Origin of the sequence: Mesorhizobium sp. WSM1497 (assembly GCF_001672455.2) — a bacterium.
GTDB lineage: Bacteria > Pseudomonadota > Alphaproteobacteria > Rhizobiales > Rhizobiaceae > Mesorhizobium > Mesorhizobium ciceri.
This window is the reverse complement of record NZ_CP021070.1, coordinates 3750022-3771421: the sequence shown is the minus strand read 5'-3', so window position 1 is coordinate 3771421 and position 21400 is coordinate 3750022. Positions and strand designations below refer to the sequence as shown.

Below are 21400 nucleotides of genomic sequence, written 5' to 3'. Positions count from 1 at the left end.
GTTCGACGATGGACAGCGCGGGGCCGAAGGGCAGCTTTGGCCGCCACCGCAAGATCATGCCGTTCGAGCCGGGCTCGATCGAAGCTTTGCGCGACGCCTCCCGTCAGAAGGCGGGTTCGCTCAATCAGCATGTGCTGGGCTATGGCCCGCAGGCCGAGGCTGAGTGGGCGGCGGCAGGCATTGCCGCGCCCGACCTGGCGGCGATGCGAAAATACCGGCTGGAGCGTATCCGCGCCGAGTTGAAGCGGCGCGGCTATGCCGGCGCCCTGCTCTACGACCCCGTCAACATCCGCTACGCCACCGACAGCACCAACATGCAGCTTTGGGTGGCGCACAATCCGACGCGGCATTGCTTTATCGCCACTGAAGGCCCGGTGGTGCTGTTCGATTATTTTTCCTGCGAGCACCTGTCCGACCATTCCGGCGTCGTCAACGAGGTGCGGCCGGCGGTGTCGTGGATGTATCTCTATGGCGGTGAGCTGACCGAGCAAAAGGTCCGCCGTTGGGCCGCCGGAATAGCCGATTTGGTCAGGGAATATGGTAGCGGCAACAGCCGCATCGCCGTCGACCACATCAATCCCGAAGGCGTCGAGGAGCTGGCTCGCCTCGGCATTTCCATCGGCAATGGCGAAGCCGTGATGGAGAACGCGCGGCTGATCAAATCGCCGGACGAAATCCTCGCCATGCGCCGGGCGATTGTCGCTTGCGAAGCGGCGATGGGCGAGATGGAACAGGCGCTGAAGCCGGGCATTTCCGAGAACGAGCTATGGGCGGAATTGCATCGTGGCAACATCGCGCGCGGCGGCGAGTGGATCGAGACGCGACTGCTGACGTCAGGCCCGCGCACCAATCCGTGGTTCCAGGAATGCTCTTCGCGAAAGATCGAGGCTGGCGATCTCGTCGCCTTCGACACCGACCTGATCGGCCCCTACGGCTTCTGCGCCGACCTGTCGCGCACCTGGCTGTGCGGCGATGCAAACCCGTCGAATGAACAGCGCGCCCTGTTCCGCATCGCCGCCGACCAGATCGAACACAACACGGCTCTGATGCAGCCAGGCATCTCGTTTCGCGACCTCGTCGAAGGCTCGGCGGTGCCGCCGGGTGACTGCTTCCCGACGCGCTACGGCGTGCTCTATCACGGCGTCGGTCTGGCCGATGAATACCCGACCTTGCCGCATGCCAGCGACTGGACATCGGACACGCCGGACGGCGTGCTGGAACCTGGCATGGTGCTGTGCGTGGAAAGCTATATCGGCCGGCTTGGCGGGCGCGAAGGCGTCAAGCTCGAAGAGCAGATCCTGATCACCGAGGCCGGCAACGAACAGCTCTCAACCTACCCGCTGGATACGAGGCTGCTCGGATAGTCCGGCAAGCGCTTCTCGCATTGCCCTGACTGTCTTTTCCGGCGTTGCCCTCGCCGTGATGAACGGCAGGCCTTTGCGCCGTCCGGTCCAGCCGACGATCGCGACTTTCCGCGCTGCTGGCTCGAAGCGCTGCGCCAGCGCCCAGCTTTCGCAGTCGATCGCTGCAACATCGGCCCAGCCCTCGGCAATGGCGACGATTGAAGCGCGGTGACCGCCGCTCTCGCTACGCGACGAAAAGATGTCCAAGCCTTCGCCGGCCGCTTGCAGGTCGCGCGTCAGCGCAATGATGCCCGACATGGAATCGAGGCTGTTGAAGGTGAAGCGCTTGCCGCGGATCAGATCGAGCGGGATGAGAGCGCTGCCATCCGCAGGCGATCGAACTTCCGGTCCCTCGCCTATCCGCATCACCAGAGCGCTCGAATAGAGCTCGCCCTGCCCGCCTTCATAGGCGTCATAGCTCGGCTGGCCGACCACCTGCACATGCCTGGACAGGCCAAGTTCCATCGGCCCCCAGCAGGTCTGCGCGAACAGCAGCAACGGATGCAGCCACAATCTATGGAAATCGAGTTCATCCGGTGGCAATGTCGCGGGATCGGGTGCGATCAATGCACCGGCAGCATCGCGAATTCCGCCCGGCACCGGCGGCAGGTCGCCATTGCGCCGCACGATGGCTCCCGGCGCGTCGATCCCCTTTTGCCGAAACGCATCGCGCAGCAGCACCCATTGCGCGTCGACCTCATCGCGCACTTCGGGCCAATCATACATCGGCAACGCCGCAACCAATTCACTCATGCCGATATCAAATCATCATGTCTGGAAAAAGGATCGCGAAAACGCGGCGTCCAATCAGAATTGGCCGACACGGATTCCGGGTAGGCCGGAATTATTCCTTGGGCGGCTCGGCGGGAACCGGCGCACTGCCGAGCCCGCTGATGCTGCGCGCCCTGATGCGCGGCTTGAAGGCCCTGCCCGGCTCAGGCGCACGCCGCAGCACCGGGTGCACGATCGGCTCTTTCGCCTTGAACGCATAGGCTTTGACCAGCGCGAAATAATTCGGATAGGCATAGCCATTGTTCATCCGCAGCCATTCCTCACGGCGGTCGCGAAACAGCTTGGGCAGCTTGTACCAGGCCACGGTCGGGATCTTGTGATGGACGAAATGCAGATTGTTGTTGAGGAACAGGAACGACAGCGGCGAGCGCTCGACGATCACCGTACGGCCTTCCGGATGTTCCGACCATTGATGCTCGGCGAACGTACGGATCGAGATCAGCGACTGGCCGAGCCAGACCGGCACCAGAATGTAAAGCCACAGCGGGATGCCGAAGCCGAACTGAACGATCGGCAGCACGACGGCCAGGCCGATCGCATGCAGCAGCCAGGCCTTGCGGATCGGCTTGTCGCCAGCGATCACCTGCTTGGCATCGTCGATGAAGAAGCCGACGCAGGACAGCCACGGGCCGAGCACGAAGCGGCCTGCCATGGTGTTGTTGATCTTGAGCAGGAATTTCATCGTCGGCGGCAGCTCGTCATGCTGCCAGAGCGCCTGATAATAGCTTTCCGGATCGTCCAGCGGGTCGGTCAGCCGCTCGTCGGCGTGGTGACGCAGATGAATGGTCTTGAAGCGGCGGAACGGCCAGACCAGACCGATCGGCAGAAACACGAAGGCTTCGTTGACCCGCGCGTTGCGCGTCGGATGCCCGTGCAGCACTTCGTGCATGATCGACGACTGCAATGCGGCGGTGAAGGCGAGGACGGCGAGCGCCAGGACGGGATAGGAAGGCCAGAGCAGGAAACCGGTGGCGAGCCATGTCGCGTAGCAGAAGAAGGCGAGTACCACGGTTGGCCACTCAATGGCCCGTACGCTGTGTCGCCTGATGCTCTTGCTCGTCATGCTATCGACCACTGCCCCTCAGTCGCCGGAATCCCAATTGATTCCTGACAGCATTGTGTCAGGAGAAATGATTCCACTCAACGAGACAAAGTGCACAAACTGTTGCGATTGCGCATTTTTGACCGCACATGTTATACATTGTAAACAGACTTAGGGATTCATTTACGCCTAACGCCACCCTCGGAGCGGTTCCGGCGCAAATTTTTCCTCAATCCAGGTGGAGCACGGACATGGACAAGCGCGACCTGTCGACGATCTTCCGCGAGCGACTGAAAATGCTCTTGACACGCTCCGACCTGAACCAGTCGGCCTTTGCAACCGCGGTCGGCATCGACCGCTCGGCGCTGTCGCAACTGCTGTCGGGCGCCTCGACGCGCCTGCCCCGCGCCGAAACACTGCTTAACATCGCCGCCGAGTTCAAGGTGTCGCTCGATTGGCTCCTCGGCCTCAGCCAGGACGAAGGTCTCACCGGCGAAATCCGCGAAAGCCTGGAGATCGAAGAGGCACCGGATGGTTTCGACCGCACGCTGTTGGCCAAATGGCATGCCGAGGCGGCAGGCACCAAGATCCGCTACGTGCCTGCCGGCATTCCCGATCTTCTGCGCACCGAAGCGCTGGTCGACTACGAAGCCGGCATCGCCAACAAGAGCCGCCTGGCGCAGGCCGGCGAAACGCAATACCGCATCGACTACAACAGGCGGCCTGAGACCGACATGGAAGTCTGCATGCCGCGCCACACGCTGGAGATATTTGCCCGCGGGCTGGGTGTCTGGGACCGTTTCCCCGAAGCCGACCGGCGCGCCCAGCTGCTGCACATGGCGACGCTGCTCGACGACCTCTACCCGACCTTCCGGCTGTTTCTCTATGACGGGAGGGTGCGCTATTCGATCCCCTACACAATCTTCGGCCCTTATCGCGCCGCCATCTATGTCGGCGACATGTATCTGGTGCTCAACGCCACTCAGCCGATCCAGACGCTGATCCAGCACTTCGACAATCTGATCCGGGCCGCCGACATCAATGCGCACGAGGCGTCCGGCTTCGCGCACAGACTGGCCGGCATGTCGTTCCCAACAGGCACTGTCTGATCTTCGGCAACAATGATCCTTCGGACGGAAACCGGCCTCCGCATTGGTGGCCGCGTTGCCGCCATTCCATTGACTACACATAAAGACTTCTTTATATCCTTATTCGACTTCGAAACATGAAAGCCAATCCGATGACGACCACCAACCCGATCGATGCTCTGCTGGCCGAAAAGGGCGTGCTGCTGGCCGATGGCGCCACCGGCACAAACCTGTTCGCCATGGGGCTGGAAGCCGGCGAGGCGCCCGAGCTGCTCAACGAGACGGCGCCCGACACCATCACCAGCCTGCATCAGAATTTCGTCGATGCCGGGGCCGACATCATCCTCACCAACTCGTTCGGCGGCACCCGCCACCGGCTGAAGCTGCATCATGCGCAGGACCGTGTGCATGCGCTGAACAAGCGCGCCGCCGAGATCGCCCGTGCTGTCGCCGACAAGGCCGGCCGCAAGGTGATCGTCGCCGGTTCGGTCGGACCGACCGGCGAATTGCTGGTGCCGCTCGGCGCCATGACCTATGACGAGGCGGTCGACGCCTTCGCCGAGCAGATCGAGGGTCTCAAGGAAGGCGGCGCCGAAGTCGCCTGGATCGAGACGATGTCTGCTCCCGACGAGATCCGCGCCGCCGCCGAGGCTGCCATCCGCGTCGGCCTGCCCTACACCTATACCGGTTCCTTCGACACCGCCGGCCGCACCATGATGGGCCTGCTACCCAGGGATATCCACGGCGTCACCGACGGGCTGTCGCAGGCGCCGCTTGGCGTCGGCGCCAATTGCGGCGTCGGCGCGTCCGACATCCTGGCCTCGCTGCTCGACATGACCGAGGCGAAGCCGGAGGCAACGGTGATCGTCAAGGGCAATTGCGGCATTCCCGAATTCCGCGGCACCGAAATCCATTATTCCGGCACACCCGAACTGATGGCCGACTATGTCAGGCTCGCCGTCGATGGCGGCGCCAAAATTATCGGCGGCTGCTGCGGCACCTCGTTCCAGCACCTTGCCGCCATGCGCAAGGCGCTCGACGCGCACACCAAGGCGGATCGTCCGACGGTTGCCGCGATCGTCGAGCGCATCGGTCCGATGCGCAACAAGGTGGCGACGGAAAATACCGCCGAGACCAGCGAAGCCCGCCGCGAGCGCCGCCGCAGCCGGGCCTGAGCTTATCGGTTTCGATTATTCGCTATTGTCGGCGTAGCTCGACTGCGCCGACTTGAAGTCGACCACATTGTCGCTGTGCATCGTCATCAGCGCGCCGGATGAAACCGGATCGGTTATCTGCTCCAGCATGATGCGGAAGCGGTCGTTGGTCAGCGCCGACATGGCGGTGTGGCGCGCCTGCGCGACATCGTCACTGATACGCCTGGATTCCGATGATGGGGCCGATGAAACCGCCGAAGCATCTCTTGCCGGCGGTGTCGAGTTGGCGATAGTCCTGATCTGCAATTTCGGCTCCCTCAAGCCCGGTACACCTGTCCTGCGTAACAAGCAGGGGGTTGCGATCCGCTACCGGAAATGCCGCGCAATTTAACGACCTGGAGATTCTCCGAAAAAAGGCCGGCAAGGGAATGAATCCCTCGCCGGCATGCCTCACCCGCCCGCGGTCGGTTTCCCTGTCAGAACGATCCCATCTGAAAGAAACCGGCCGTCATCACCACTACCGATTACCGCCCAGTGCCGAGGCAAGGCGCACAAGCGAGAGGAACTCGGACCTGTACCCAAACGGGTCGGCTCCTCGAGCGGCAGTGGCGATCTCCATGATCTTGTCGTAACCGAACTTCGCGGTCGCATCCTCGTCGCGCAGCTTCTGGCCGAAGGCGGCGACCGCGACGGAGAAGCGCTGGTCGGTGCTGGCCTGGTCGAAAGACGAGATCTCGTTGGCCGAGGTCACCGGCGTGGTGATCAGCTTCGAGACGTCTTCATTCGGCAGCTTGTAGCGGATCTTGACGAAGGCATATTCGTCCGCATTGGCAACGCCGCCATTGTCCATCGACGCCTGGCCATAACGCAGCGCGTCGATCTGTTCGCCGCCGCTGCCCTTTGGCGTGATTTCATAGATCGCGGTGACGGAATGGCCCGAGCCGATATCGCCGGCATCGACGCGGTCATTGTTGAAATCCTCGCGGTTCAAGGCGCGGGTCTCGTAGCCGATCAGGCGATATTCCGAGACCTTGTTCGGATTGAACTCGACCTGGATCTTGACGTCCTTGGCGATGGTGAACAGCGTCGACGATGCATCTTCGACCAGCACCTTCTCGGCTTCGGCCAGCGTGTCGATATAGGCGGCGGTGCCGTTGCCGTTCTGGGCGATGGTCTGCATCATCTGGTCGTTCAGATTGCCGCGGCCGAAGCCGAACACCGACAGGAAGACACCGGTCTTGCGCTCTTTTTCGATCAGCCGCTTCAGATCGTCGTCGTCGCTCTGGCCGACATTGAAGTCGCCGTCGGTGGCGAGCATCACCCGGTTGACGCCGTCCTTGACGAAGGATTTCTGCGCCAGCCTGTAGGCTTCCTTGATGCCCGCCTCGCCGGCCGTGCTGCCGCCGGGCGTCAGATTGTCGATGGCACTGAGGATCTTGTTCTTTTGGGACGCCTTGGTCGGCTCCAGGACCGTGCCGGCGTCACCCGCATAGGTGACGATCGAGATCGTGTCGTCGGCCTTCAGCTTGCTGACCAGCAGCCGAAAAGCCGATTTGAGCAGCGGCAGCTTGTCCGGCTCGTCCATCGAGCCCGAGACATCGATCAGGAAGACCAGATTGGCCTTCGGCTGCTCGGTCGGCTTGACGTCAAAACCCTTGATGGCGACATGCATCAGCCTGGTATGCGTGTTCCACGGCGTCGGCATGACGCTGACGGTCGAGTTGAATGGTGTCGAGGCCGACTCCGGACCCTTCCAGTCATAGGGGAAGTAGTTGATCATCTCCTCGACGCGGACAGTATCGACCTGCGGCAGGGTGCCCTGCTTCAGCGAGCTGCGCACGAAGGAATAGGAGGCTGTGTCGACGTCGATCGAGAAGGTCGAGACCGGATCCTCGAGTGCCGCATGCACCGGATTGGTCTTGAAATCCTCGATGCGGTCGCGGTTTTCCGGTTGCGGCTGCATCTGGTCGGCCGGCAAGGTCGACGGCTGCTGCGGCGCCGTCAGCTTGGACTCGGCCGGCATGCGGGCCCGCGACGTACTGGGCGCACGTACGGCGCCATCCAATGCGAATTCGCCTGTCGGAGCCGGTGGCGCAGGCTCGGCCAGCACACCGCGCTCCAACGCATTCTGTTGTGCCGCGCCGCCGGCAACGGTCGATTCGGATTTCTGCGGCGAGGCCGGCGCCACAAGCGCATCGGTCGCGTCGCGGCTTTCCACATCGGCGTCGGCCTTCTTGTCTTTCTCCAGCTCGCTGCGAGCCGGCTTCGGCTCGGCGGTCGTCGGCTTGACGGTCGCCGGCTTGTCGGCCAGCGTCTCGGTGATTTTCTCGTCGCCGCCGAATTTCGGCGGCTGTTCCCTCAGCATATGGAAGGTGGCGTATCCGGCGATCGGCAGGGCGACGAGCCCGGCAAGAACCGGCGTGGCAATGAGTTTCTTTTGCATGATCTCGCTCCAGAGCTTTTGTGCTCGCTCTGTGAGACGAAGCCCGCCAACCGATCCTTGGGTAACGGCAGAAATATTTTCCTGATCGTATGCGCGCAGGGCGGCTTCGAAAGCACGTCCTTTGGCATCCTTGGCGGGCGCCGGCGCTGCTATATCGCGCAGTCTGTTGAGTTCGTTGTCGTCAGCCATGGTCACACTTCCCCGGCCGCGCGCATCAGCGTCTTCAGCCGTTTCTTCGCTTCATGGATGTGCCAGGAAACCGTCGTCTCCGAGATTGTCATCGCCTCGGCCGCGGCCGCATGGCTCAACCCTTCGCCATAGACCAGCAAAACTGCGTCGCGCTGCTTGTCCGGCAATCGCCGGACGGCCGCCCATAACGCTTCGGCAGGGTCTTCCGGTTCGACCGACGCCTCGCTCGAGATCAGTGCATGGACGCCATAGGCCTCGGTCTTGACGGTCTCGCGGGCGGACTTTCGCATCACGTCGCGCGCGGCGTTCATCGTCACGGAATAGAGCCATGTGGTGAAGGCGCCGCCGCCGCGATAGTCGCGGATCGCTTTGCCCAGCCTGACGCAGACTTCCTGGGCGATGTCTTCGGCATCGGCCTTCCTGCCGCACCAGCGATAGGCGGCGCGATAGACGAAGTCATAGTGCCTTTCCAGCAATGTGCTGAAGGCCCTCCTGTCTCCGCCCTTCGCCCGCCCGATCAGTTCGGCGTCGGAGGCTTCGCTCTCATCCAGCATCATCGCCATCATTTGCCTGTTGGGACGAAGGCTAATGGCTAATCCTTGGGGCAATGGAAAGATTTTTTTGGAAACCGCCGGATCGGGACCGCCAACACCCCCGCTTGACATATCCATATCTCGACAGTTATACGTAAATCAATAGCCACAGGGTTATCGATCCCGGATGACGAACGCTCACGATGTCCTCTTCAGAACGCTCTCCGATCCGACGCGTCGCGCGATCTTCGAGCGCCTGTGCCGGCAAGGCGAGCAGACGGTCGGCGCCCTGACGGCTCAGTCGGGGGTCTCTCAACCTGCGGTGTCGAAGCATCTCGGCGTGCTCAAGCAGGCCGGGCTGGTGCGCGATCGCCATCAAGGACGGCAGACCCATTACAGCGCCCAACTGGCAGCACTTTCCCCACTGACCGACTGGACGAACCAGATGAACGCGTTCTGGCAGAGCCGGTTCGACGATCTCGAAAATTTGCTCAAAAGAATGGACCAATGACCAACATTGCGACCGAAACGCGCTCTGTCATCGTCGAACGTGAGATCCCCTATCCGCCGGAAAAAATCTGGCGCGCGCTGACCCAACCGCATCTGATCGAGGAATGGCTGATGAAGAACGACTTCAAGCCAGTCGTGGACCACCGCTTCAAGCTGCGGAAGGAACCGCAACCTGACGTGAGCATCGTTGTGGACTGTCAGGTAACAGCCGTCGAGTTGAACAAGACACTGTCCTACACCTGGCAGGCCTATGGCCTTGAGAGTGTCGTCACCTGGACCCTCGTGCCGACCAGCACAGGCACCCGGTTGCGTATGGAACAGTCCGGCTTCCGGCCGGATCAGGAGCAGGCGTATCGGGGCGCGACGAGCGGGTGGCGACAGTACTTTGCAAATCTGAGTCAGGTCCTGGCGAGGATAGATTGAAACCCGCAGGTGCGGATCGGTGGTCCGCACCGGCTGTTTTGACAGGAGGATCTATTGGACTGGAACAAGTGGGTTCGGCAAATGCATCGCTGGCTGTCGATCATCTTTGCGCTGACCGTCATCGCCAACTTCGCCACCATGGCATTCAGGCAGCCTCCCGCCTGGGTGGTCTACTCGCCGCTCCTGCCGCTCCTCCTGCTGCTGCTCAGCGGCCTGTACATGTTCGTGCTGCCCTATGCCGCCAAGGGACGCGGCGTGCAGCGTGCCGGCGGATAGGGAGTGGGGCAGAGTGGCCAGGACGCAGGGACAATCGACCGAGGCCAAGGCTGCGCCAGTGCTGCTCTCCGGCGGCAACCCGCAAATCGCCAAGGGCGACGGCGACGCCCCGGTGCAGGCCTATATCGCTGCGATGCCGGACTGGAAGCGCGGCCTGGGCGAGCGCCTCGACGCGCTCATCGTGGGCAACGTGCCTGACGTCCGCAAGGCCGTGCGATGGAACTCACCCTTCTACGGCATCGAAGGCCAGGGCTGGTTCGCGAGTTTCCATGTATTCACCCACTATGTGAAGATGACCTTTTTCAGTGGCATCTCATTGCAACCGATCCCACCAGGCGGCACGGCCAAGAGCAAGGATGTGCGCTGGATCGACATCCGCGAAGACCGGTTCGACGAGGCGCAAATGGCGGAATGGATCAAGCAGGCCGCCGCCCTGCCCGGCTGGACCCCGTAGCGGCCACAGACGCAAGAATACGACAGAGGAGAAAGAGCGATGAAGATCAAGCTGACCAGCGTGTATGTGGACAACCAGGAAAACGCACTGCGCTTCTACACCGACGTGCTGGGCTTCACCAAGAAGGCCGATTTCAGCAACGGGCCCTATCGCTGGCTGACAGTGACCTCGGCTGAAGAGCCTGATGGAACCGAACTGCAGCTCGCGCTCAACGACAACCCGGCCGCCAAGGCCTATCAGGAAGCCATCTTCCAGCAGGGTCAGCCTGCGGTCATGTTCTTCACCGACGACGTCAAGGGCGACTACGAGCGCATCAAGGCGAAGGGTGGCGCGTTCACCATGCCGCCGACCGAGGTGACCGGTTCAACCATCGCCCAGCTGAACGACAGCTGCGGCAACCTCGTTCAGATCACCCAACTGGCGCGCTGGTGACAGGCAGCGGTTGAACGCGTCGACGCACAGGAGACACCAAATGACCCCCTCGCAACAGATCGACCAGTTGATCGCCGGTCTCTCGGACTGGCGCGGCGAGACGCTCGCCGACATCCGCAAGACCATCCTTGCAGCCGACCCGGACATCATCGAGGAGTGGAAGTGGATGGGCAGCCCGGTATGGTGCCTCGACGGCAACATCGTGGTCGGCAACGCCCACAAGGACAAGGTGAAGCTGACCTTTTCCCATGGCGCCAGCCTGCCGGATCCCGACAGGCTGTTCAACAATGGTTTTGGCGGCAAGGTGTGGCGGGCTATCGATGTGTTCAAGGGCGACACGCTCAATGAGAGCGCTTTGAAAGAGCTCGTCCGGGCCGCCATCGATTACAACAAGGCCAAAAAGAAGAAAAAGGCGCCGGCAGCTACTGGGGCGAAGCCACGGAAGTAAGTCTATGCTGCCTGGCCTGCCACCCAGCCCGACGACCATGCCCACTGGAAATTATAACCGCCCAGCCAACCCGTGACATCGACGACTTCGCCGATGAAAAACAGGCCCGGCACGGATTTCGCCTGCATCGTCTTCTGGTCCAGCCCGTTGGTGTCGACCCCGCCCAGTGTCACTTCGGCGGTGCGGTAGCCCTCAGAACCGGCAGGCTTGACGCGCCAGTCATTGACTGCGGCAGCTATGGTTTTGATCTGGGCGTCCGCAAGATCGGCGAGGTTGCCGTCGATGCCGGTTCGTTCGGCGATCGACTGCGCCAGCCGCTTCGGCAGGTGATTTGCCAGCACGGTCTGCACCGCCTGCCGCCCATTACCGCGCTTGGCACTACGAATGAGGTCCGCCACGTCAACTCCCGGCAGCATGGCGATGCGGATTTCGTCGCCCTCGCGCCAATAGGACGAGATTTGCAGGATGGATGGTCCGCTGACGCCGCGATGCGTGAACAGCATCGCTTCGGAGAACTGCGTCTTGCCGCAGGCGACTTCCGCGTCGACGGCGTTGCCGGCCAGCGGCGCGAGCCGTTCGAGCGTGTTTGCGTCGAAGGTCAGCGGCACCAGCGCCGGCCGCGTTTCGACGATGGCAAGCCCAAACCGTTCGGCAAGCTCGTAGCCGAAACCGGTCGCCCCCATCTTGGGGATCGACTTGCCGCCGCAGGCCACGACCAGAGACTGGCAGCTAATCGTGCCCGTGGAGAGAGTGAGCACAAACCCCTCCACGGTTTTGCGGACATCCTCAACGCTGGTCGACAGCACCAGTTCGGCGCCCTTGTCCTGCATTTCCGAGACCAGCATGTCGATGATCTGGCGTGCGGAGCCGTCGCAGAACAACTGCCCAAGCGTCTTTTCGTGATAGGCGATGCGGTGGCGTTCGACGAGGGCGATGAAATCGCGTTGCGTATAGCGGCTGAGCGCCGAAATGCAGAAATGCGGATTGCCCGACAGAAAATTCTTCGGGCTGGCATGGATGTTGGTGAAATTGCACCGGCCCCCGCCGGAGATGCGGATCTTCTCGCCAGGCGCCGCCGCATGATCGAGGATCAGCACAGAACGGCCGCGCTTGGCCGCCTCCACGGCGCACATCATTCCGGCGGCACCCGCGCCGATGATCACGACATCATAGGATTGCATCAGGCTGTTCGTTCCCGCTCGGCCCACTCATCCGGCGCAGCGCATTTGTGCTGCCTGATACCGCGAACGGGGCGGACAGCCAACAGGCAAGAACAGCCAGGCAAAGGCTCAGATCAGCGTCTCTGCGAACAACGTCGTCAAGCGCTTCCAGTGGCGTTCGGCGCCCGCGGCATTGAAAACGCTGTGATCGGGCACGCACCAGCCATGCGCCATGCCGGCATAGTTCTCGATGACATGATCTACTTCCGCAACCCTGAGCGCCTCGGCCAGCCGCGCCGACTGTTCCGGCGGGAAACTCCTGTCGACGCCGGATGTGCCGACATAGACACGCGCCTTGATCGAGGCTGCCTTGCGATGCGGGCTGTCGGCGGCGTCGCCGGCCAGATTGCCGCCATGGAAGCTTGCGGCCGCTTTTATCCGTTTGGGATAGGTTGCAGCCGCATTCAATGATCGACCGCCGCCCATGCAATAGCCGATGGTGCCGATCGGCCCGGTGATGCCCTCGGCAGCAAGCGCATCGAGGAACGCACCGCTGTCGCGGATGGTCATCTCCTGCGTCGTGCCGGTGACCAGCGCCATCAGCGGGATTTTGGTCTTTTCCTCGGCGAAGGCGGTCTTGGCGTCGAACGGCCCGTAAGGCGCATTGCGGTAGAACAGGTCGGGCACCAGCACCGCATAGCCTTCATTCGCCAGCCGCTCCGCCATACTGTCGAGCGCCGGCCGCGGACCAAAGGCGTCCTGATAGAGAATGACGCCGGCCTTGGCAGGAGATGCGTTTGCCGAGCGGAAAAGCCCGGCATTGGCAACACCATCCCTGGTCTTGATCTGAAGGTCGTGTTTCGTCATCGCTCGCTCCGTTCGACAGATGCGCGATACATATCCGCGCAAGCCTATACGGCAAGGCGCTCCCTGAGCATGGCAGTCAAAATTTCGTGCGGGATTGCGTGACGCTATTGCTAGCCTTCTCGCACCGTCCGCGCACCGACATGCAGCGCGCGGCCGGCACCGAGCCCCATAATGGCTACGCCAAGCCCGAGCGCGACGAACAGGAACGCCGTTCCCGAAAAACTGCCGGTCCAGTCGCGGATCAGGCCCACCAGCAGCGGGCCGAATGCCGCCAGCACATAGCCGACGCCTTGCGCCATGCCTGAAAGATGCGCGGCGACATGCGAATCCGGCGAACGCAGCACGATCAGGCTCATGGCAGCCGCGATCAGGCCGCCCTGCCCGATGCCTTGCAGGATCGCCCAGAACAGCACGGTCGAGGTCGGTGCGAACAGAATGCCGAGCAGCGCGATCACCGCCGTGGCAACGAGCGCCACATTGATGCCGCGCTGGTCTTTCAGCCGCATCGCGAAGGATGGCACGGCGAGGCAGGTGATGACCTGCGCCATGACAGAGACCGAAACCATGGCGCCGGCGGTGGCCGCATCGAAGCCACGCTCGCGCAGGATCGGCGCCAGCCAACCGAAGATGCAATAGGCAAGTGCCGACTGCAGGCCCATGAACAGCGTCACCTGCCAAGCCAGGCGATCGCGCCAGAGACCAACGACGCGAAAGCCCCGATGACTGACCTGCCGACGGCTGCCCAGCGCCTGCGGAATCCAGATCAAAAGCACGACCAGTGTAGGCACCGCCCAGGCAGCAAGTGCCCCGGACCATGAACCGGTGACAAAATGCTCGATCGGCAGTGTGAAGCCGGCGGCGGCCGCCGAGCCGGCACAGAGCGCCATGGTGTAGAGCCCGGTCATGACGGCGGCCTTGTCGGCGAAATCTCGCTTCACCAGGCCCGGCAGCAGCACATTGCCGATGGCAATGGCGCCGCCGGCAAGGAAGGTGGCGACAAACAGCAGGGGAACCGTACCGAACCAGCGCAGGCCGGTTCCCAGCACCAGCAAGGTGAGCGCCCCGAGCAAAGTGCGCTCGGCTCCATAGCGCTGGGCAAATCTTGGCGCGAAGGGCGCGAACAGACCCAGGCACAGAACCGGCAGCGTCGTCAGCAGGCTGGCGCCCGTCGTCGACAGTCCGGTTGCCTGCATCACCTCGGGCAGCAGTACCGACAGGCTGGAAAACAGCGGCCGCAGGCTGAAGGCGATCAGCACAAGGCTCGCGCCAAGCACGATGCGCGCCGCACGGCTGCCCAGTTCAGACGGCTGCGGCGCGGGCAGGCTGTCGGCCTCGGCATCGATGAGTTCCAGACCCTCGATGGCGGCGGATTGCGCCGTCGGGTCAGGCTGACGAAAACTCTGGTTCATTGCGAAAGCAGTCTTTCAAGTTGGGCAAGCACCGGCGCCATGAAGGCGCGAACGGCGGCAACGGCGCGCTCGGGATTGCTCGCGGCAATGGCGTCGACGATTGCCGCATGCGCCTGGTGGTCCGGTTCGGGCAGATCGCCGTCGATGGTGGCATGGATGGTCTCGGTGATGGCGGCGGTGAAGAAGTCGTAGAGCTCCATCATCGCTTTGTTGCCGGACGCCGCGACAACCGATTTGTGGAAAGCGAGATCGCGCCGGATGAAGGCATCGCTTCCGCCGCCCGCGACGGTGCCGCGTTCGGCAAGCAGTTGCCGCATCGTCTCAAGATCGGCTGGCGTGTGGCGCATGGCGGCGAGCCGTGCCGCCTCCAGGTCGAGCGCCGCCCGCGCCTCCCACTGATCGCGCAGGCCGGTGCGCTTGACCCGGTCGAGCGCGGCAGAGGCATCGACGGTAGAGCGCACATATGTGCCCGAGCCCTGGCGCGTATCCAGCAATCCTTGCGAGACCAGCACCCGCACCGCCTCGCGCACCGTGCCGCGGCTGACCGACAGAAGCTCGGTCAGGGCTGCCTCATTGGGAATGCGCTCGCCGACGCCCCAGCGGCCGCTGACGATCTCCGCACGCAGGCTGCTGGTGGCGCTGTCGGTGAGATTGGTTCTGGTGGCGGGTTGCATAGGCCTATTCATAAGTCATCAGATGACTTGATGAATAGGCCTGCTTCTAGCTGCCGTCAAGATGCTCATCGAAGCCAACGAGCACCACGCAATGGGAACGGATCAGCTGGTGGCTCGTGCGAAGCTCGCCATGTGAAAGGCCTGGACCTCCGGCGGATAGCGATACCCCGTGCCATAGGGGCACGCATTGCGATCGAGGCAACCGCCGCTGCGGCAGGGTTCGCCATTCGCTCCCCCCACATGCGCCAGGCAGGATTGATAAGCGAATCCTTGCGCGGAATAGGCGTCGACCGGGCAGGATTTCAGGCAGGGTTTCTCGACGCAGCTATCGCAAAGGTGGGGCGCTGCCTCGGCAACTTGAACTGGAATTTCGTCCTCAAACAGCAGCGCACCGCGGTAGGCATGCCATAGCCCGTAGCGCGGATGCATGAGGATGCCGAGCGGCGACGGTTTCAGCCCCTCCGCCCGCATCGCCCATTGCTGGAACGGCAGATAGGGCTTGTCCGACGGAGAAATCGCCCGTGCGCCAAAATCCTGCGCCACGGCGCCGATCACTTCGCGCGACCATGTGTCGAGCGGACTGGCGATTGCCTGTGGCTGTTGCTCCCACCAACGCAGGAAATGCGGCCAGGGTGCCGCGCCCGCCTGCCCCACCAGCAGGACGGCCGCTGCCGGCGCACCCGATGATCCCGTTGGCGGCGCATCGCTTGGCGTAAAATTGAAGCCGCCGCGAAGAACAAGGCCGTTGGCGAGAAGCGCCGCAGCAATGCGGTCAACGCTGCCGGCGGGCGTAATCATCCCTTCTTGTCCGGATCGGAGAACGCGCTCCGCCAGACTTCCTTGTGGATGATGTTGGCGACTTTAGCCCCGCCTGACTCGGGCTCCTTTCAAGTGAAGGCGTCGGGCATCGACCCCTTCTTCTTGGCGATGAAGTCCTTCAACGCTTCGTCGATGCTCGGATCGAGATGCGGCGCCTCATAGCTTTCCAGCCAGCGGCGGGCGAGTTCGTTGGCGCGCTGCGGCGCTGTCTTCTCGCCTTCGGCCAGCCACTGCTCGTAGGAATTGTTGTCGGCGATGTTGGAGCGGTAGAAGGCGGTCTGGAAATTGGCCTGGGTGTGGTCGCAGCCGAGATAGTGGCTGCCCGGCCCGACCTGGCGGATGGCGTCCATCGCCTGGCCGTTTTCCGACAGGTCGACGCCTTCGGAGAATTTCTGCGTCATGCCGAGCTGGTCGATGTCCATCATGAACTTTTCGTAGCAGGAGGCCAGCCCGCCCTCGAGCCAGCCGGCCGAGTGCAGCACGAAATTGGTGCCGGCCAGGATGGTCGAGTTCAGCGTGTTGGCGCTTTCATAAGCCGCTTGTGCATCCGGAACCTTGGACGCGCAGAGCGAGCCGCCGGTGCGGAACGGCAGGCCGAGACGGCGCGCCAGCTGTGCGGCGCCATAAGACACCAGCGACGGCTCCGGCGTGCCGAAGGTCGGCGCCCCGGACTGCATCGAGATCGACGAGGCGAAGGTGCCGAACAGCACCGGCGCGCCTGGCCGGATGAGCTGCGTGAACGACGCGCCGGCCAGCACTTCGGCCAGAACCTGCGTCAGCGTGCCGGCAACCGTCACCGGGCTCATCGCGCCGGCGAGGATGAACGGCGTGACGATGCAGGCCTGGTTGTGGCGCGCATAGACCTTCAGCGCACCGAGCATGGTCTCGTCGAACACCATCGGCGAGTTGGCGTTGATCAGGCTGGTCAGCACCGTGTTGTTCTCGACGAAATCGTCGCCGAACACGATCTTGGCCATGGCGACGGTGTCCTCGGCGCGTTCCGGCGCGGTCACCGAGCCCATGAACGGCTTATCGGAATATTTGATGTGGCTGTAGATCATGTCGAGGTGGCGCTTGTTGACCGGCACATCGACCGGCTCGCATACCGTGCCGCCCGAATGGTGGATCGACGGCGCCATATAGGCGAGCTTAACGAAATTCTGGAAATCCTCGATCGTCGCGTAGCGCCTGACACCGTCGAGGTCACGCACGAAGGGCGGGCCATAGACCGGCGCGAACACGGTGGCATTGCCACCGATCTGCACCGAACGCTCGGAATTGCGGGCGTGCTGGGTGTAGACGGACGGTGCGGTCTTGAGCAGCGAACGGCACAGCCCCTTCGGGAAATGCACGCGCTCGCCCTTGACGTCGGCGCCGGCCTCTTTCCACAGTTGCAGCGCTTCTGCATCGTCGCGAAAGATGATGCCGATCTCCTCGAGAACCGTGTCGGTGTTCTTCTCGATCAGCGCCAGGCCTTCCTCGTCCAGCACCTCGTAAACGTTGATCTTGCGCTTGATGTAGGTGAGCTGCGTGCCCGGGCCTCCGCCCGAACGCGCGGCCCGCCGGGCAGCAGCCCCGCCGCTGGCGCCGCGCCCACGTCGCGCGTTTGACGCTTCCTGATCGACTGCCGCGTGTTCGCTCATGGTGTTCTTCCCTGAATCTGTTCTTGTCTGGAATCCATAGCGGCTGCTCTCGCCGCTTCTTGCCAGATCGTAGCCATGCACCCTATTCGAAACGGCCCGCCAGCGCCAACGCCTGTCGCAAAATCGACAAGAATTCCAAGAGAGTTACGGTCGCTTTCCTTTTGCGGGAAGTCGCAAATCAGCTATGGATACATGCCCTCAGCGGGTTAGGTATGAACGCGAAGATATGTGCCTTGCGACATGGTCGCGATGCCGGCAGGAGCTCGATACAAATGTCCGACGACGAGATCATCCTTTCCGAACTTTCCGACGACGAGTTGGTGCAGCAGATGCACGACGATCTCTATGACGGGCTGAAGGAAGAGATCGAAGAAGGCACCAACATCCTGCTCGAGCGCGGCTGGGCGCCTTACAAGGTGCTGACCGAGGCGCTGGTCGAAGGCATGCGCATCGTCGGCGAGGATTTTCGCGACGGCATCCTGTTCGTGCCGGAAGTGCTGCTTTCCGCCAATGCGATGAAGGCGGGCATGTTCATCCTGCGCCCGCTGCTCGCCGCCACCGGCGCGCCCAAGCAAGGCAAGATGGTCATCGGCACCGTCAAGGGCGACATCCACGATATCGGCAAGAACCTTGTCGGCATGATGATGGAGGGCGCTGGCTTCGACGTCATCGATCTCGGCATCAACAATGCGGTCGAGAAATATCTCGATGCGATCGAACAGCACCAGCCCGACATCATCGGCATGTCCGCACTGCTGACCACGACCATGCCCTATATGAAGGTCGTCATCGACACGATGAAGGAAAAGGGCATCCGCGACGATTATGTCGTGCTGGTCGGCGGCGCACCGCTGAACGAGGAATTCGGCAAGGCCGTCGGCGCCGATGCCTATTGCCGCGACGCGGCGGTGGCGGTCGAGACCGCCAAGGACTTCATGAAGCGCAAGCACAATGTGCGCGCTTCGGCCTGATTGGCCAATTCGGCCTGGACGACAGGAGAAGCCGCGCCCTTGCAGCGCGGCTTTTTTGTTACCAGATGATGAGGTGGCCGCGTGCGGATCAGGGCTTGGTGACGGTGTCCTCGACCGCCTTGGCCGTCGATTTGACATCCCTGCCGACGCCACGGACGGTGTTCGCGCAGGCCGCAAGGGCCAAGGCGCAGGCCAGGATGGCAATCGGCGTGATGCGCAGCAGTTTCATGGACGGTGTCTCCCTCAACAGATAAATTAGCGCCACAACAACGAAAGCCGCTCGACTGGTTCCATGGCCAAGACGCAAAAAACGAAACCGAATCAAGACGACAGGCTGCTCGTCATCGCCTGCGGGATGATTGCGCGCGAAGTTCTGGCCGTCAAGGAACAGCTCGGGCTGGATCACCTCGACCTGACCTGCCTGCCGGCGGAATTCCATTTCTACCCGGACCGCATCGCACCGGCCATGGACAAGGCGATCGAAAAAGCCAAGACGGAAGGCTACAGCAACATCTTCGTCGGCTATGCCGATTGCGGCACCGGCGGTCTGCTCGACCGCATCTGCGAGAAGCATGGCGTCGAGCGCATGGCCGGCCCGCATTGCTTCGCCTTCTACCAGGGCATGGAGGCCTATGCGAAAGTCGCAGACGACGACATGATGTCGTTCTACATGACCGACTTCCTCTGCCGGCAGTTCGACGCTTTCTTCATGAAACCGCTCGGCCTCGACAAGCACCCGGAGTTGATCAAGGACTATTTCGGCAATTACGAGAAGCTGATCTACCTCGCCCAGACCAACGATCCGGAACTCGACAAGGTCGCCGAAAAAGCCGCCAGAATGCTCGGTCTCGTCTATGAACGCCGCGCCACCGGTTACGGCGACCTGACGGCCGGGATGGCGCAGGCGGCTGCAGGCGCCTGAAGCAATTCTTGCCCCGCGATGACTCAAGGCTAGATGACAGGCCGCCGTGGACGGGTAAGGTGTGCGCCACAAGCAAACAGACTGCCAGCCATGGAAACGCACTGATGACCCCTCGCCTCTTGATAGCTGCACTCGGCCTCCTCTGTTTGGCCCTGCCCGCCCATGCCGACGGCGAGATACAGAAACTCATCACCCCGGCCGACAAGACGCGGCTCGACAAATATGGCGAGACCCGCAAGGCAGCCCTTGCCGAGGCGAAGACAGGCAACCCGGCCGAGGTCAAGCAACTCGATGCCCTGTTGGCAAAGCCGCTGGTGGCCTTTTCCGACAAGGACCTGACCGGCAACTGGCAGTGCCGCACCATCAAGGCCGGCGGACCTTTGCCGCTCGTCATCTATGGCTGGTTCAAGTGCAAGGTGACCGATGACGGTTCCGGCTGGCGGCTGGAGAAGATCAGCGGCTCGCAGCGCACCAGGGGCCGTTTCTTCGACGATGGCGAGAAACGCGCGATCTATCTCGGCTCCTTCTATGTCAACAGCGATCCGGCAAAGCTCTATGGCAGCGGTCCGCAAACCGACCAGGTCGGCTACGCCTTCCGCAACAGCGCCAAGGAATGGCGCATCGAATTTCCGGCGCCCTACTATGAATCGAAGCTCGATATCATCGAATTCAAGCGCTGACTGTGTATCGAAGAGCTGATCACCAAGGATTAACCCGGACACCCTAGCATCCCGTCTATTGTCGAGAACGGTTGCTTGGAGGGGGCAAGATCCATGGCAGCATCAGAATCCAATACGCGTCCGATCGTGGTCGTCACCGGAGGCGGCCAGCATGTCTGGGCTATGATCAATGCGATCGCCGACCGCGTAGGTCCTGTCAGCGTCGTCCTCGAAACGCCTGAATCCAAAAAGCAATTGCTGCGTGGCCGGGCTCGCCGCCAAGGCTGGATTTCCGCCATCGGCCAGCTTGGCACGATGGTACTGAGTAGGTTGGGCAAGCGATTCCTGGCCGGCCATAGCGCGCGACTGATTGCCGAGGAGAAGCTGGAGGTTGAGCCGCGACCAGGCCAGGAGATCATCCCGGTAGCCTCGGCCAATGGGCTTGAGTGCCTGCAGGCGATCCAGAAGATCCGGCCAGGCGTTGTGCTGCTCAACGGTTGCCGACTAATCTCGGCTGAGATGCTGAGCAAAATGCCCTGCCCGGTGCTCAACTACCATGCGGGCATCACGCCGAAATATCGCGGCATGAATGGCGGCTATTGGGCTCTGGTATCAGGCGATGCGGAGAATTTCGGCACGACTGTCCACCTCGTCGACGCTGGCGTCGACACTGGTGGCGTGCTGAAGCAGGCGCGCGGCAGATCGAAAAAAGGCGACACCATCTCAAGTCACGCGCTACGCCAGACGGCGTTCTCGCGCGACATCTGCGTCGAGGCTGTCAGCGATGCACTGGCTGGAAAACTCACGACGATCGATCCCGGCCTGCCTTCGAAACTCTGGTATCATCCGACGATCTGGTTCTACGTCTGGACGGGCCTCAGAACTGGCATCTGGTAGCGCGTTTTTCGTCCTGGACGGCATACTGCGCGCCAGCGTTTCCGACGCGCTGGACCGGGCGCCGGCACACGCCGCAAACGAATAAACCCACCTTTCATTTTACGACATCGATATGCGTCGCTTTTGAATGCGCGCGCGTCGTCCCATAACAAGCGGCACCACTGCGCTTGCGGCAATGCTCGATAGTTCGAG

At 62.4% G+C, this 21400-nt stretch carries 25 protein-coding genes; 13 read left to right on the top strand and 12 right to left on the bottom strand.

Annotated features, from left to right (window positions below; genetic code table 11):
• Nucleotides 1-8 precede the first annotated feature (8 nt).
• The gene (locus A9K65_RS18320) at nt 9-1364 is read left to right on the top strand and encodes a Xaa-Pro peptidase family protein (RefSeq protein WP_064993714.1); all 1356 of its coding nucleotides are present in this window, start codon (nt 9-11) and stop codon (nt 1362-1364) included.
• Here the strand turns inward: A9K65_RS18320 and A9K65_RS18315 are convergent.
• Nucleotides 1329-2156 carry a PhnD/SsuA/transferrin family substrate-binding protein gene (locus A9K65_RS18315; RefSeq protein WP_064993715.1) on the bottom strand — a complete coding sequence of 276 codons (828 nt, stop codon included), beginning with the start codon at nt 2154-2156 and terminating at the stop codon, nt 1329-1331. The two genes, A9K65_RS18320 and A9K65_RS18315, sit on opposite strands and share 36 nt — an antisense overlap.
• Before the next feature lie 91 nt (nt 2157-2247).
• Nucleotides 2248-3258, bottom strand: coding sequence for a fatty acid desaturase (locus A9K65_RS18310; protein WP_064993716.1), 1011 nt, complete (start codon nt 3256-3258; stop codon nt 2248-2250).
• 230 nt (nt 3259-3488) lie between these two features.
• On the opposite strand from A9K65_RS18310, the gene A9K65_RS18305 reads away from it, so the two are divergent.
• Complete coding sequence (locus tag A9K65_RS18305) at nt 3489-4346, top strand: helix-turn-helix transcriptional regulator (protein ID WP_064993717.1); 858 nt, start codon at nt 3489-3491, stop codon at nt 4344-4346.
• 131 nt (nt 4347-4477) lie between these two features.
• Nucleotides 4478-5500 (top strand): betaine--homocysteine S-methyltransferase, encoded by a 1023-nt coding sequence (gene bmt, locus A9K65_RS18300; protein WP_063173709.1) that lies wholly within the window; start codon nt 4478-4480, stop codon nt 5498-5500.
• A 15-nt stretch (nt 5501-5515) separates the two neighbouring features.
• On the opposite strand, the gene A9K65_RS35655 is transcribed toward bmt, so the two are convergent.
• The 3 genes from A9K65_RS35655 to A9K65_RS18285 form a co-directional block, all read right to left on the bottom strand.
• Nucleotides 5516-5785, bottom strand: a complete 270-nt coding sequence (locus A9K65_RS35655) for a hypothetical protein (RefSeq protein WP_024501300.1) — start codon at nt 5783-5785, stop codon at nt 5516-5518.
• Nucleotides 5786-5996: 211 nt separating this feature from the next.
• Nucleotides 5997-8111 (bottom strand): VWA domain-containing protein, encoded by a 2115-nt coding sequence (locus A9K65_RS18290; protein WP_064993718.1) that lies wholly within the window; start codon nt 8109-8111, stop codon nt 5997-5999.
• Nucleotides 8112-8113: 2 nt separating this feature from the next.
• Nucleotides 8114-8674 (bottom strand): RNA polymerase sigma factor, encoded by a 561-nt coding sequence (locus A9K65_RS18285; protein ID WP_027160496.1) that lies wholly within the window; start codon nt 8672-8674, stop codon nt 8114-8116.
• Nucleotides 8675-8831: 157 nt separating this feature from the next.
• Between A9K65_RS18285 and A9K65_RS18280 the strand changes: the two genes are divergently transcribed.
• The 6 genes from A9K65_RS18280 to A9K65_RS18255 are packed head-to-tail and all read left to right on the top strand — an operon-like array spanning nt 8832 to nt 11187.
• Nucleotides 8832-9155, top strand: a complete 324-nt coding sequence (locus A9K65_RS18280) for a metalloregulator ArsR/SmtB family transcription factor (RefSeq protein ID WP_013531187.1) — start codon at nt 8832-8834, stop codon at nt 9153-9155.
• Nucleotides 9152-9577 (top strand): SRPBCC domain-containing protein, encoded by a 426-nt coding sequence (locus A9K65_RS18275; RefSeq protein WP_013531186.1) that lies wholly within the window; start codon nt 9152-9154, stop codon nt 9575-9577. The genes A9K65_RS18280 and A9K65_RS18275 overlap by 4 nt, the downstream gene beginning before the upstream one ends.
• A gap of 54 nt (nt 9578-9631) precedes the next feature.
• Nucleotides 9632-9853 carry a hypothetical protein gene (locus A9K65_RS18270; protein ID WP_013531185.1) on the top strand — a complete coding sequence of 74 codons (222 nt, stop codon included), beginning with the start codon at nt 9632-9634 and terminating at the stop codon, nt 9851-9853.
• Nucleotides 9854-9866: 13 nt separating this feature from the next.
• Nucleotides 9867-10307 (top strand): DUF1801 domain-containing protein, encoded by a 441-nt coding sequence (locus tag A9K65_RS18265; RefSeq protein WP_064993719.1) that lies wholly within the window; start codon nt 9867-9869, stop codon nt 10305-10307.
• 39 nt (nt 10308-10346) lie between these two features.
• Entirely contained in the window at nt 10347-10739 is a 393-nt protein-coding gene (locus A9K65_RS18260) for a VOC family protein (RefSeq protein ID WP_013531183.1), read from the top strand.
• A gap of 40 nt (nt 10740-10779) precedes the next feature.
• On the top strand, nt 10780-11187 hold the full coding sequence (locus tag A9K65_RS18255) for a DUF1801 domain-containing protein (RefSeq protein ID WP_024501305.1): 408 nt from the start codon (nt 10780-10782) through the stop codon (nt 11185-11187).
• Nucleotides 11188-11189: 2 nt separating this feature from the next.
• Here A9K65_RS18255 and A9K65_RS18250 read toward each other — a convergent pair whose 3' ends face one another.
• The 6 genes from A9K65_RS18250 to A9K65_RS18225 form a co-directional block, all read right to left on the bottom strand.
• Complete coding sequence (locus A9K65_RS18250; RefSeq protein ID WP_064993720.1) at nt 11190-12368, bottom strand: NAD(P)/FAD-dependent oxidoreductase; 1179 nt, start codon at nt 12366-12368, stop codon at nt 11190-11192.
• 108 nt (nt 12369-12476) lie between these two features.
• On the bottom strand, nt 12477-13214 hold the full coding sequence (locus A9K65_RS18245) for a dienelactone hydrolase family protein (protein WP_027160499.1): 738 nt from the start codon (nt 13212-13214) through the stop codon (nt 12477-12479).
• 110 nt (nt 13215-13324) lie between these two features.
• On the bottom strand, nt 13325-14623 hold the full coding sequence (locus A9K65_RS18240) for an MFS transporter (RefSeq protein ID WP_064993721.1): 1299 nt from the start codon (nt 14621-14623) through the stop codon (nt 13325-13327).
• Complete coding sequence (locus tag A9K65_RS18235) at nt 14620-15297, bottom strand: FadR/GntR family transcriptional regulator (protein ID WP_064993722.1); 678 nt, start codon at nt 15295-15297, stop codon at nt 14620-14622. The genes A9K65_RS18240 and A9K65_RS18235 overlap by 4 nt, the downstream gene beginning before the upstream one ends.
• A gap of 102 nt (nt 15298-15399) precedes the next feature.
• Nucleotides 15400-16095, bottom strand: coding sequence for a 4Fe-4S dicluster domain-containing protein (locus A9K65_RS18230; RefSeq protein WP_064993723.1), 696 nt, complete (start codon nt 16093-16095; stop codon nt 15400-15402).
• An 89-nt stretch (nt 16096-16184) separates the two neighbouring features.
• Nucleotides 16185-17759, bottom strand: coding sequence for a trimethylamine methyltransferase family protein (locus tag A9K65_RS18225; RefSeq protein ID WP_024501311.1), 1575 nt, complete (start codon nt 17757-17759; stop codon nt 16185-16187).
• A gap of 272 nt (nt 17760-18031) precedes the next feature.
• On the opposite strand from A9K65_RS18225, the gene A9K65_RS18220 reads away from it, so the two are divergent.
• Nucleotides 18032-18730: a cobalamin-binding protein gene (locus A9K65_RS18220; protein ID WP_013531175.1), complete on the top strand. Its 699-nt coding sequence runs from the start codon at nt 18032-18034 to the stop codon at nt 18728-18730.
• A gap of 88 nt (nt 18731-18818) precedes the next feature.
• Here A9K65_RS18220 and A9K65_RS36620 read toward each other — a convergent pair whose 3' ends face one another.
• Nucleotides 18819-19037 (bottom strand): hypothetical protein, encoded by a 219-nt coding sequence (locus tag A9K65_RS36620; protein WP_318011966.1) that lies wholly within the window; start codon nt 19035-19037, stop codon nt 18819-18821.
• Between A9K65_RS36620 and A9K65_RS18210 the strand changes: the two genes are divergently transcribed.
• The 3 genes from A9K65_RS18210 (at nt 19023) to A9K65_RS18200 (ending at nt 21208) form a co-directional block, all read left to right on the top strand.
• Nucleotides 19023-19652, top strand: coding sequence for a DUF1638 domain-containing protein (locus A9K65_RS18210; RefSeq protein ID WP_013531173.1), 630 nt, complete (start codon nt 19023-19025; stop codon nt 19650-19652). The two genes, A9K65_RS36620 and A9K65_RS18210, sit on opposite strands and share 15 nt — an antisense overlap.
• A gap of 104 nt (nt 19653-19756) precedes the next feature.
• Complete coding sequence (locus tag A9K65_RS18205) at nt 19757-20332, top strand: DUF4893 domain-containing protein (protein WP_064993724.1); 576 nt, start codon at nt 19757-19759, stop codon at nt 20330-20332.
• Nucleotides 20333-20425: 93 nt separating this feature from the next.
• On the top strand, nt 20426-21208 hold the full coding sequence (locus tag A9K65_RS18200; protein ID WP_027160505.1) for a formyl transferase: 783 nt from the start codon (nt 20426-20428) through the stop codon (nt 21206-21208).
• Nucleotides 21209-21400 lie beyond the last annotated feature (192 nt).